Source organism: Micromonospora sp. CNZ299, assembly GCF_002754415.1.
Genome location: NZ_PEFG01000001.1, coordinates 4,184,835 through 4,197,377, shown reverse-complemented (window position 1 = coordinate 4,197,377; position 12,543 = coordinate 4,184,835). Strand labels below are relative to the sequence as shown.

Sequence of the window (12,543 nt, the reverse complement as noted above, 5' to 3'; positions counted from 1 at the left end):
ACCAGGGACGTTAGCGAGGTCCATATTGGACAACTCGGAACGTACGCCCTGATTTGCCGGTCACTGGACGGTTGCGCGTCCGGCCAACACTTTCCTCAAGTACAGATCGCGCTGTCCATACCACTTCGACTACGCCGGAGCGGACCACTTGTTGTTGAATCTAAACCTGTCAATAGATGGTCAGTCGCGCGAAACGCTGGCAGTGCAGCTCCGTAACGCATTTCGTACGCAGATCGAGGAGGGCGTGCTGCGTCCCGGCACCCGCCTGCCGTCGAGCCGGCAGCTCGCCGCCGACCTCGGGGTGTCCCGCAGTGTGGTCGTCGAGGCGTACGAGCAGCTCTGCGCCGAGGGCTACTTCGTCTCCCAGCACGGCTCGGGCACCTCGGTGGCGGCGGCGGCGCGCGACGAGATCGGCTCGGCGCTCACGCCGGGCGACCGCGCACCGGCGGCGGCACTGCGGGACCTGCGCACCGGCGGCCTGCACGCCTCCACCTTCCCCGGGCAGGACTGGATCCGGGCGGTCAGCGCGGTGGTCACCTCGGCCGGCCTCCGCGAGCTGGGATACGCCCCGCCGTCCGGCCTGCCGGTCGTCCGGCACACCCTCGCCGGCTACCTCGGCCGGGTGCGCGGCGTGCGTACCAGACCCGACCACCTCATGATCACGTCCGGCTTCGCCCAGGGGCTCGCGCTGCTGTGCCGGGAACTGCGCGACCGGGGCCACGACACGGTCGGCGTGGAGGACCCGGGCCACCCGGGCGAGTGGGAGTTCATCGCCGATGCCGGCCTGCGTCCGGTGGGCCTCCCGGTGGACGCCGACGGCATCCGGGTCGACGCCCTGGCCGCGAGCGGGGTCCGCGCCGTGCTCGTCACCCCGGCCAGCCAGTTCCCGACCGGGGCCACGCTCAGCGCGCAGCGCCGGGAGCAGCTCGTCGCCTGGGCCGAGGCGGTCGACGGCTACATCATCGAGGACGACTTCGACGCCGCCCTCGTCGCCCCGGCGCAGCGGATGCCGGCGTTGCAGAGCCTCGCCCCGGACCGGGTGATCTACGCCGGCAGCGCCAGCAAGGTGCTCGCCCCGGCGCTCCGCCTCGGTTGGCTGGCCACCCCGGCCACACTGACCGCGCCGATCGAGCGCCTGCGCGCCGGCTGGGACCTCGGCTGCTCCAGCCTGGAGCAGCTCGCCTTCGCCCGGCTCATCGACACCGGGGCCTTCGACCGGCACCTGCGGCGACTCACCGCCGACATCCAGAAACGCCGTCAGGTGGTCCACCAGTTCGTCGCCCGCGAGCTGCCCGGCACCACCCTGCGCAACGGGCACGGCGGGTTGCAGGCGTACCTGGAACTGCCCACCTGGTGCGCCGAGGAGGCGCTGGTGCAGGCCGCCCGACGCCGCTCGGTCCTGGTCCGTGGCGGTCGCTTCTACGCCCTGCGCGCCGACGACCGGCCGCCGGCACTGGTCGTCGGCTACGCCGGGTTGCGCGGCACCGAGTTGGGCCGCGGCCTGGCCGGGATCGCCGGGGCGTACCGGGAGATGATGGGCCGCACCGGGTCCAGAGCCCCCCGGGTGACTCCGACGGCCGAACCGAGTGGCACCGGGGTCCGCGGTGGACGGTGAGCGCGACCGGTGACCCCTGTCGTCCCGGCGCCGCCACCCTGGGCGGGCTCGCGTCCCAGGCCAAGCTAGGGGTGTCGGCTGCTCCCACGGGCGCGTTACGGTCCGGCCGTGCCCGTACCGCGATGCGCGCGCGGGTCACTTGAGAATCGTCGTCTGTCGAAGCGTCAGGCGTCGGGGGAGGGGTCGACCGGTGTTCAGGCGTATCGCGATCATCAATCGGGGAGAAGCCGCGATGCGGCTGATCCATGCCGTACGGGACCTGTCGGCGGAGTCAGGTGACCACGTCGAGACGGTCGCCCTGTTCACCGACGAGGACCGTACCGCGACGTTCGTCCGGGCGGCCGATCTGACGTATCCACTGGGTGCCGCGGCCACCCGCCCGTACCTCAACCACGAGCTGCTGGAACGCGCCCTGGTCGAGACCGGCGCCGACGCGGCCTGGGTCGGCTGGGGATTCGTCGCGGAGGACCCGGCGTTCGCCGAGCTGTGCGAGCGGATCGGGGTCACGTTCGTGGGGCCGAGCGCGGAGGCGATGCGCAAGCTCGGCGACAAGATCGGCTCGAAGCTGATCGCCGAGGAGGTCGGAGTCCCGGTCGCCCCGTGGAGCCGGGGCGAGGTGGCGACCCTCCAGGACGCTCTTCGCGCGGGCGACCAGATCGGCTACCCGTTGATGCTCAAGGCGACCGCCGGCGGTGGTGGGCGTGGCATCCGGCGGGTCGACTCGCCGGTGGACCTCACCGACGCCTACGAGCGCACCAGCCAGGAGGCGTTGCGGGCCTTCGGCTCCGGCGTCGTCTTCCTGGAACGCCTGGTGACCGGCGCCCGGCACGTCGAGGTGCAGATGATCGCCGACGGGCAGGGTGGTGCCTGGGCGCTCGGGGTGCGGGACTGCTCGGTGCAGCGCCGCAACCAGAAGATCATCGAGGAGTCCGCGTCGCCGGTGCTGGCGGCGGAACAGGTCGCCGAGGTAAAGGCCGCCGCGGTGCGGCTCGCACTGGCGGTGGGTTACCGGGGCGCCGGCACTGTCGAGTTCCTGTACCACCCGGCCCAGAAGCTGTTCGCCTTCCTGGAGGTCAACACGCGGCTCCAGGTCGAGCACCCGATCACCGAGATCACGACCGGCACCGACCTGGTCAAACTCCAACTGCACGTGGCCGGCGGTGGCCGGCTCGACGGTCCGGCACCGGTGGAGGCGGGTCACGCGGTCGAGGCCCGACTCAACGCCGAGGACCCGGACCGCGACTTCGCGCCCTCCCCCGGCCGGATCGTCCGGCTCGCGCTGCCGGCCGGCCCGGGCATCCGGGTCGACACCGGTGTCAGTGAGGGCGACAGCATCCCGGCGGCCTTCGACTCGATGATCGCCAAGATCATCGCGTACGGCCGGGACCGTGACGAGGCGCTCGGCCGCCTGCGTCGCGCCATGGCCGAGACCACCGTCATCATCGAGGGTGGCGCCACCAACAAGAGCTTCGTGCTGGACCTGCTCGACCAGTCCGAGGTGATCGACGGCTCCGCCGACACCGGCTGGATCGACCGCGTCCGCTCCGAGGGCCGCCTCGTCACCCACCGCCACTCCGCGATCGCCCTCGCCGCGGCCGCCATCGAGGCCTACCAGGACGAGGAGGAGGTCAGCCGGCAGCGCCTGTTCACCACCGCGCACGGCGGCCGCCCGCAGGTGCGCCACGAGACTGGCCGCCCGCTCGACCTGAAACTGCGCGGCGTCGCCTACCGGGTGGCGGTGTCCCGCGTGAGCCGCAGGTGTTTCCGCATCGGCCTGTCGGCCGGCGGGGACGTCCACCGTGTGGACGTGCAGATGGAACGGTTCGACGAGCACCGCGGGCAGATGCTGGTCAACGGCAACCGCTTCCGGTTGGTGACCGCCACCCACGGGCCGATCCACACGATCGAGGTCGACGGCGTCACCCACCGGGTCAGCAGGGACGAGGGCGGCGTGGTCCGCTCCCCCGCGCCGGCCCTCGTCGTCGCGACTCCCCTGACCGTCGGTGCCGAGGTCGAGGCCGGCGCGCCGATCCTGGTGCTGGAGAGCATGAAGATGGAAAACGTGCTCCGGGCCCCGTTCAAGGCCCGCGTGCGCGAGTGCCCCGTCGCGGTCGGCAGCCAGGTCGAGACGGGCACCCCCCTGATGCGCCTCGAGCCACTGGCCGACACCACCACCGAGGAGACGACCACTTCGGTCGAGGTCGTCGAGATCGACCTGCCGGCGGCACCGGGCGGGCCGTCGGCGGAGGAGGTCCTGGACGATCTGCGCGCGCTGCTGCTCGGCTACGACGTCGCCCCGGGCGAAATCGGGCGCTGCCCAGCCGTGCGTACCGGGGCACCGGCCGGTCACCTCGACCTTCTGACGATCTTCGCGAACCTGGCGGAGCTGGCCCGCAACAAGCCGCGTCGGACCGCCGACGCCCAGCCGGGCAGCGCCGTGCACACCCCGCGCGAGTTCTTCCACAGCTACCTGCAGAGCCTCGACGCCGAGCGGGCCGGCGTCTCCCCCGGGTTCGTGGCACGCCTGGAACGGGTCCTCGCCCACTACGGCGTGACCGGGCTGGACCGCACACCGGAACTGGAGGACGCCGTCTTCCGGATCTTCCTGGCCCAGCAACGCATGGCCGCCGCGACGCCGGTCGTCTCCGAGGTGCTGCGCCAACTGCTCGCCGGGCCCGCACCCGTCGGCGACCTGCGTGAACCCGCCGGTGTCGTCCTCGAGCGCCTGATCGAGGCGACCCAGGTCCGCTTCCCGGTGATCGCCGACCTGGCACGTGGTCTGGTCTTCCGCTGGTACGCCCAGCCCCTGCTGCGCCGCACCCGCGCCGAGGTCTATGCCGAGGTCCGCGCCGACCTGCGCCACCTCGATGAGCACCCGGACGCCCCGGACCGGGCCGACCGCATCCAACGCATGGTCTCCTGTCGACAACCCCTCGTGCGGATCATCGGTCAGCGCATCCGACGCCCCGGCCACACCGAGCACGGCCCGCTGCTGGAGGTGCTCACCCGCCGCTACTACGGCAACCGGGGCCTGACCGCGGTGACCGCGCGGGGCGGGTTCCTCACCGCCGAGCACGGCACGACCCACATCGTGGCGGGCGCCACCGACATCGCCCGTCTTCCCGGCACCCTCACCGCGCTCGCCGAGCTGGCCGCCGACGCCCCGGCCCCACTGGTCGCCGACCTGTACGTCGCGGTGCAGGACCAACCCGACGACGACGCCGTCGCGGTACGCCTCGGTGAGCTGTTCGCGGCACACCCGCTGCCGTCGACCGTCCAGCGGGTCACCGCGACCGTCGCCAGCTCCAACGGCGCCGTCATGCACCACTACCTCACCTTCCGGCCCGGCGAGGCCGGCTTCACCGAGGACCGGCTGATCCGTGGGCTGCACCCGCAGATCGCCCAGCGCCTGCAACTGGAGCGGCTGCGCGAGTTCGACCTGACCCGGCTGCCCTCGGCCGACGAGGAGATCTACCTCTTCAAGGCGGTGGCGCGCAGCAACCCCGCCGACGAACGGCTCATCGCCATGGGCCAGGTCCGCGACCTGACCCCGCTGCGGGAGACCGACGGACGCCTGGTCGCGCTGCCCGCCCTGGAGGAGGCCACCACCCTGGCCCTGGACGCGATCCGTGACATCCAGGCGCGGCGGCCGCAGGACAAGCGGTTCGACACCAACCGGATCCTGATGTACGTCTGGCCGCCCACCAACCTGTCGCTCGACGAGCTGAACGCGCTGGTCCAGCGGATCCTGCCCACCTCGACCGGGGCCGGGCTGGAAGAGGTGCAGTTCATCGCCCGGCAGCCGCACTCGGCCGGGGACGTGGCGGTGACGATCACCCTGGACCCGGGCAACGGCGCCCACCTCAACGTGGGCGCGCCATCCACCGAGCCGGTGCGACCGCTCGACGACTACCGGCAGAAGGTGCTGCGTGCCGCACGTCGGGGCACCACCTACCCGTACGAGCTGACCGGGTTGCTGGGCCGCTTCACCGAGTACGACCTCGACCCGTCCGGGACGCTCGTACCCGTCGAACGGCCGAAGGGGAGGAACTCGGCGGCCATCGTGGCCGGCGTGGTGACCACCCCGACCGAGCGCTACCCGGAGGGCGTCACCCGCGTGGTGCTGCTCGGCGACCCGACCAAGGCGCTGGGCGCCCTGTCCGAGCCGGAGTGCGCCCGCGTCATCGCCGCCCTCGACCTGGCCGAGACCATGCGGGTGCCCCTGGAGTGGTTCGCCCTGTCGGCGGGCGCCCGCATCTCGATGAGTTCCGGAACCGAGAACATGGACTGGGTCGCCGCGGCGCTCAAGCGCGTCGTGACGTTCACCCAGGCCGGCGGTGAGATCAACATCGTGGTGGCCGGCATCAACGTCGGCGCCCAGCCGTACTGGAACGCCGAGGCCACGATGCTCATGCACACCAGGGGCATCCTGGTGATGACCCCGGACTCGGCGATGGTGCTCACCGGCAAGCACTCGCTGGACTTCTCCGGTGGCGTGTCGGCCGAGGACAACTTCGGCATCGGCGGCTACGACCGGGTCATGGGCCCGAACGGGCAGGCACAGTACTGGGCACCCAGCCTGCCGGCGGCACGGGACGTGCTCATGGCCCACTACGACCACACCTACGTCGTACCCGGGGAGACCGGGCCTCGGCGGGCCGACACCGACGACCCGGTCGACCGGGACGTCTCCGACTACCCGCACGTCGTCGACGGCAGCGACTTCACCACCGTCGGGCAGATCTTCTCGGCGAGCCACAACCCGGACCGCAAGAAGGCCTTCGACATCCGTACCGTCATGCGCGCCCTGTCCGACCAGGATCACCCCGTCCTCGAACGTTGGGCCGGGATGGCCGACGCCGACACGTCGGTGGTCCAGGACGCCCACGTCGGTGGCTATCCCGTCTGCCTGATCGGCATCGAGTCGCGCCCGGTTACCCGGCGCGGGTTCCCGCCCACCGACGGGCCGGACACCTACACGGCGGGCACCCTGTTCCCCCGCTCGTCGAAGAAGACGGCACGGGCGATCAACGCGGCCTCCGGCAACCGCCCGCTCGTCGTGCTGGCGAACCTGTCCGGCTTCGACGGCTCCCCCGAGTCGATGCGCAACCTCCAGTTGGAGTACGGCGCCGAGATCGGCCGGGCGATCGTCAACTTCGAGGGCCCGATCGTCTTCACGGTGATCTCCCGCTACCACGGTGGCGCGTTCGTGGTCTTCTCCAAGGCCCTCAACCCGAACATGTCAGTGCTCGCTTTGGAGGGCTCGTTCGCCTCGGTGCTCGGCGGCGCCCCGGCCGCGGCCGTCGTCTTCTCCGGCGAGGTCACCAACCGCACCGCGAAGGACCCCCGCGTCGCCGAGCTGCACGCGCAGGTCGCGGGCGCGACCGGCGCGGAACGGGCGGCCCTCAACGTCCTGCTCGCCGAGGTGCGCTCGTCGGTCCGCGCGGAGAAGCTGGGCGAGGTGGCCGCGGAGTTCGACCGGGTGCACAGCATCCAGCGAGCCGTCCAGGTCGGCTCGGTCGACGCCATCGTCAGCACCGCCGAGCTGCGGCCCCGCATCATCGAGGCGATCGAGCACGGCCTGAAGAGGTGACGTCCTCCCCGCCCTGGCATCGGGGTGCTAGGGGTCTGTGTCGGCGCCGGAGACGCCCCCATGCTGAATTCGGAGCGACGAGGCTCCGTGGCAGAGAGGACCGATCCGATGCCTCAGTACCTGACACTCGACCCGCCGGCCCTGGCACCGTCCGAGCCCGTGCTGGTGTTCCTCCAGGGTGGACCTGCCGACATCCCCCGCACTGTGGTGGCCAGCGTCGAGCAGCTGGTCTACGGAAAGATCAAAGTGCCCTACCTGGCCGGTTACGAGCACTTCGAGCGCCGCTTCGGCGACGGCTCCCCGTTGTTGTTCACCTGGACCGCGCGGACCAAGATCGCGGAATGACGCGGGACGGATCGCGGGTCGTACCCTTGGCGTCGGCGCCGGGGCGGCGGCCCGCGATCGGACGGCCACCGACTGCCCGGGCCCCTAGCCGGGACGGGCACTCCCTTAGCTGCGCGAGCGCGGCCCGTGAAAGCCGCAGCGTTCGTTCCCTACGGCTACCAGCGTCGATACTGTTGAAGCGTGACCAATGCCAGCCGTGCCCGTGCACTGCCGCCCGAGGGCGTCAGGTCGGCCACCGCTGACTCCGGAACCGTTTCTCCGGCGCGGAGGAAGCCATGATCGAGTCCATCCTTCCCGGCGCCGTGACGGCCGTCGACACCTTCGTGGACCCGCCCGGCGCCGACCTCTTCCCCGAGGAGGAGGCCGTCGTCCGCAAGGCCGTGGACAAGCGCCGCCGCGAGTTCACCACCGCCCGCTGGTGCGCACGCCAGGCGATGCGGCAGATCGGGATCGCTCCCGCGCCGGTCCTGCCCGGCACCCGCGGCGAGCCCCAGTGGCCCTTCGGGATGGTCGGCAGCATCACCCACTGCGCCGGCTACCGCGCCGCAGTCCTCGCCGAGCAGGAGAAGGTCACCACTGTCGGCATCGACGCCGAACCCAACGAGGCTCTCGCCAACGGCGTGCTCGAAGCCGTCTCCCTGGCCGAGGAACGGGACCGCATCGCCGTCCTGCTGCGCGACCATCCCGGCGTCGCCTGGGACCGGATGCTGTTCAGCGCGAAGGAATCGGTCTACAAGGCCTGGTTCCCGCTGACCGCACGGTGGCTCGACTTCGAGGACGCGAACATCGTCATCGACCCGCTGAACGGCACCTTCAACGCAACGCTGCTGGTGACCGGGCCGTGGGTGCACGGGCGGCGGCTCAGCGGGTTCAGCGGCCGGTGGCTCGTCGAGCAGGGCCTCGTCGTCACCGCCATCACCGTCCTCGCGCCGGTGGTCCCGAAGACCCGGCCCGCCGGCCGCCTCGCCGCGCACCGCTGAGCCCGCACGTCCCCCCCCGCACAGCACGGTGGCCGCCTCCCGAGTGGGAGGCGGCCACTGTGTCGTCCGGGGTCAGCCCGCGACCGTACTCACCGCTGGAGCCGTTCCAACAGGTCCACCGCGGCCTCGGCGAGGACAGTGCCGGGCGGGAAGACCGCCGAGGCGCCAGCCCGGCGCAGCGCGGCGATGTCACCGGGCGGCACCACCCCACCGACCACGATCATGATGTCCGCGCGGCCCAGGGCGGTCAGCGCCGCACGCAGCGCGGGCACCAGGGTGAGGTGGCCGGCGGCGAGCGAGTTGACGCCGACGATGTGCACGTCCGCGTCGGCCGCCTGCCGGGCGACCTCGTCCGGGGTCTGGAACAGCGGACCCACCTCGACGTCGAACCCCAGGTCGGCGAAGGCCGTGGCGACCACCTTCTGACCACGGTCGTGACCGTCCTGGCCCATCTTGGCGACCAGGATCCGGGGACGGACCCCGCGCCGGTCGGCGAACGCGTCGGCGGCGTCGCGGGCCCGGGCGACGCCGGGATCGGTGCCCGCCTCGTCGCGGTACACGCCCTCGGTCGTACGGATGTGGGCGACGTGCCGGCCGAACGCCGTCTCCAGGGCCGTGGAGATCTCCCCGACGGTGGCGTGCGCCCGGGCGGCGGTGACGGCCAGGTCGAGCAGGTTGGCCGCCGGGTCGGTGGCGCCCCGGGTGAGGGCGGCCAGGGCGGCGTCGCAGGCCGGCTGGTCGCGTTCGGCCCGCAGGCGGCGCAGCTTGGCGACCTGCTCGGCGCGCACCGCCGTGTTGTCCACCTTGCGCACCTCGATCGGGTCCTCCACGACCGGTCGGTGCCGGTTCACACCGATCACCGGCTGCCGACCGGAGTCGATCCGCGCCTGCGTACGCGCGGCGGCCTCCTCGATCCGCAGCTTGGGCAGCCCCTGCTCGATGGCCCGGGCCATGCCGCCGGCCTGCTCGACCTCCCGGATGTGACCCCACGCCCGCTGGGCCAGGTCGTGGGTGAGCCGCTCCAGGTAGGCGCTGCCGCCCCACGGGTCGATCACCTGGGTGGTGCCCGACTCCTGCTGGAGCAGCAGTTGTGTGTTGCGGGCGATCCGGGCGGAGAAGTCGGTCGGCAGCGCCAACGCCTCGTCCAGCGCGTTCGTGTGCAGCGACTGCGTGTGGCCCTGGGTCGCCGCCATCGCCTCGACGCAGGTGCGCACCACGTTGTTGTACGGGTCCTGCGCGGTCAACGACCAGCCGGACGTCTGGCAGTGGGTACGCAGCGACAGCGACTTCGGGTCGGTCGCGCCGGCGTCGCGCAGCAGCCGTGCCCACAGCAGGCGGCCGGCCCGCAGCTTCGCCACCTCCATGAAGAAGTGCATGCCGACCGCCCAGAAGAACGACAGCCGGGGGGCGAACGCGTCGACGTCGAGCCCGGCGGTCTTGCCGGCGCGCACGTACTCGGCGCCGTCGGCGAGGGTGTACGCCAACTCCAGGTCGGCGGTCGCCCCCGCCTCGTGCATGTGGTAGCCGGAGATCGAGATCGAGTTGAACCGCGGCATCCGCTGCGAGATGTAGGCGAAGATGTCCGCCACGATCCGCATCGACGGCTCCGGCGGATAGATGTACGTGTTGCGGACCATGAACTCCTTGAGGATGTCGTTCTGGATGGTCCCCGCCAGCTGCTCGGGCGTGACCCCCTGCTCCTCGGCGGCGACGACGTAGAGGGCGAGGATCGGCAGCACCGCGCCGTTCATGGTCATCGACACGCTGATCCGGTCCAGCGGGATGCCGGCGAACAGCTCCCGCATGTCGAGGATCGAGTCGATCGCCACGCCGGCCATGCCCACGTCACCGGCCACCCGGGGGTGGTCGGAGTCGTAACCACGGTGGGTGGCCAGGTCGAACGCGACAGACAGTCCCTTCTGCCCACCGGCCAGGTTGCGCCGGTAGAAGGCGTTGGACTCCTGCGCGGTGGAGAAGCCCGCGTACTGGCGGACCGTCCACGGGCGGGTGGCGTACATGGTCGGGTAGGGACCACGCACGAACGGGGCGATGCCCGGCAGCGAGTCGAGGAAGTCCACACCGGCCAGGTCGTCGGCGGTGTAGAACCGCTTGACGCCGATCCCCTCCGGGGTCTGCCACACATCTGTCGACTCCGGGGCGGGGCCCCTCGGCGCGGGTGGGGTGCCGAGCTCGACGTCGGCGTACGAGGGGATCATCGCGGGACTCCGAGGTCGTCGAGGGTGGTCTCCAGCACGCGGACGGCGTCGCACCCGGCGTACAGGTGGTCGTCGACGCCCGCCTGGCCGCCCGGCCGCCCGGCCAGCCAGATCTTCGCGGCGCCGGCCTGCCGGAGCGCGGCCGTGACCGACGCGGCCTGCTCGGCGTAGAGACGGTCGGACGAGCAGACGCACGCCACGGCACCGGGCGGGACCGGCTCGTCGGCAGCGGTCGTCACGGTGCGGATGCCGCCGGCCGCGAACAGGTTCGCGGCGAAGGCGACCCGGGCGCCGTGGTCGGACGCCCGGCCGATCGTGACCAGGTGCACCACCGGCGCCGTGGTCGCGCCGTCGGCCCGTCGGCGCAGCTCCTCGAACCGTTCCGCGTAACGGTGGCGGGGCAGACCGCCCACCGGAGCCGGTGGCACGGCGTGGCGGGCCGGGACCTGCTCGTCGAGATCGGGGAACTCGCTGACCCCGGTGATCGCGTCCTGGCGGCGGGCCACACGCGTCGCCCGACGCTCCCAGGTCGCGGCCAGCCGGTCCGCGACCAGACCGCTGCGCAGCGCCGTCCCGATGCCGCCCGCCCTCTCGATCGTGGTGAACCACTCCCACGCCGCCCGGGCCAGCTCGTCGGTGCGCGACTCGACGTACCAGGACCCGCCGGCCGGATCGGTGACCCGGTGCAGGTGCGCCTCGTCCAGCAGGATGAGCTGGGTGTTGCGGGCGATCCGCTGGGCCGACTCGTCGGGCCGGCCCAGGGCCACGTCGAACGGCTGCACGGTGATCGCCCCGGCGCCGCCGACGCCCGCGCCGAAACAGGCGAGCGTGGTGCGCAGCAGGTTGCTCCACGGGTCCCGGGCGGTCATCATCGCGCCCGACGTCACGGCGTGCTGCCGCTGCGCCGACTGTCGGTTCGCGCCGGCGACCTCGGTGACCCGGTGCCAGAGTCGGCGGGCCGCCCGGAGCTTGGCGATCGTGGCGAACTGGTCGGCGGTCGCGGCGTAGCGGAACTCGAGTTGGTCGAGCGACCTGGTGAGCGGAATCCCCCGGTCGCTCATCGCCCGCAGGTACGCGACACCGGTGGCCAGCGCGCAGCCCAGTTCCTCGGCGTCGCTGCCGCCCGCGTCGTGATACGTGGTCACGTCCACGGTCAGCGCCCGCAGCTCGGGGTGTGCCGTCACCGACTGGGCCGCCAGGTCCGCGGCGACGCCGAGTTCCGGTTCGATGCCGGTTGCCGCGAACGCGCCGTACGGGTCGGCGCCGAGGTTTCCCCGCAACACGCGAGGCTCGATGGTCTGCCGAGCGGCCACGTCCAGCAGGGCGGCGGTGGCCTTGTCGGTCTCGGTGCCGGCGTCGAGCACGATGCCGGTGCGGTCCAGCGGGATACCGGTGAGCAGCTCGCCCAACTGCTCGGGGGCGGCAGCCCGCAGCCACAGCGAGGTCGCCCCGCCGTGCAGATCGGCACGCGCCGCCGCGGCGGTGCGTACCGGGTCCGGGTCGGTGTGCACGGTACGCACGTCCCACCGGCCGCCGAGGCCGCCGCCCCGGGTGAACGGCGCCTGCCCGGGCAGCCCGTCGGGCACTGTGGTGTCCCGCGAGGTGTAGAGCGGTGCCAGCGGGAACCCGTCGTACGTGGTGGTGGCCAGCAGGTCGGCGGCGTCGTCCGCGGCGGTGTTCTCGTCCGCTCTTCCGGACCTGCGCAGCACGCTGAGGGTGAGCCGCTGCCAGTCCTCGATGGCGGGCACCGGGAAGTCGCGTGTCATGAGTGTGTTCCTCCTTGTCCCGGCGCGT

At 72.3% G+C, this 12,543-nt stretch carries 6 protein-coding genes; 4 read left to right on the top strand and 2 right to left on the bottom strand.

What is annotated here, in order from left to right:
* Nucleotides 1-202: 202 nt before the first annotated feature.
* The 4 genes from pdxR (at nucleotide 203) to CLT68_RS18970 (ending at nucleotide 8,533) form a co-directional block, all read left to right on the top strand.
* Complete coding sequence (gene pdxR, locus CLT68_RS18985) at nucleotides 203-1,615, top strand: MocR-like pyridoxine biosynthesis transcription factor PdxR (protein WP_486482235.1); 1,413 nt, start codon at nucleotides 203-205, stop codon at nucleotides 1,613-1,615.
* 190 nt (nucleotides 1,616-1,805) lie between these two features.
* Nucleotides 1,806-7,208 carry an ATP-binding protein gene (locus CLT68_RS18980; protein WP_099852502.1) on the top strand — a complete coding sequence of 1,801 codons (5,403 nt, stop codon included), beginning with the start codon at nucleotides 1,806-1,808 and terminating at the stop codon, nucleotides 7,206-7,208.
* A 108-nt stretch (nucleotides 7,209-7,316) separates the two neighbouring features.
* Nucleotides 7,317-7,553 carry a DUF5988 family protein gene (locus CLT68_RS18975; protein ID WP_088947727.1) on the top strand — a complete coding sequence of 79 codons (237 nt, stop codon included), beginning with the start codon at nucleotides 7,317-7,319 and terminating at the stop codon, nucleotides 7,551-7,553.
* 275 nt (nucleotides 7,554-7,828) lie between these two features.
* A complete protein-coding gene (locus CLT68_RS18970; protein WP_088947726.1) occupies nucleotides 7,829-8,533 on the top strand; it encodes a 4'-phosphopantetheinyl transferase family protein in 705 nt (234 codons plus the stop codon).
* Nucleotides 8,534-8,622: 89 nt separating this feature from the next.
* Here the strand turns inward: CLT68_RS18970 and scpA are convergent, their stop codons facing one another.
* Both scpA and CLT68_RS18960 read right to left on the bottom strand, forming a co-directional pair.
* Entirely contained in the window at nucleotides 8,623-10,674 is a 2,052-nt protein-coding gene (gene scpA, locus CLT68_RS18965) for a methylmalonyl-CoA mutase (RefSeq protein ID WP_486482443.1), read from the bottom strand.
* A gap of 71 nt (nucleotides 10,675-10,745) precedes the next feature.
* Complete coding sequence (locus tag CLT68_RS18960; RefSeq protein WP_099852499.1) at nucleotides 10,746-12,515, bottom strand: methylmalonyl-CoA mutase subunit beta; 1,770 nt, start codon at nucleotides 12,513-12,515, stop codon at nucleotides 10,746-10,748.
* Between the last annotated feature and the right edge of the window lie 28 nt (nucleotides 12,516-12,543).

Bases quoted from the DNA above. Each gene is read 5' to 3' on its own strand.
- CLT68_RS18975 (WP_088947727.1), top strand. From the start codon at position 7,317: ATGCCTCAGTACCTGACACTCGACCCGCCGGCCCTGGCACCGTCCGAG.
- CLT68_RS18970 (WP_088947726.1), top strand. From the start codon at position 7,829: ATGATCGAGTCCATCCTTCCCGGCGCCGTGACGGCCGTCGACACCTTC.
- CLT68_RS18960 (WP_099852499.1), bottom strand. From the start codon at position 12,515: ATGACACGCGACTTCCCGGTGCCCGCCATCGAGGACTGGCAGCGGCTC.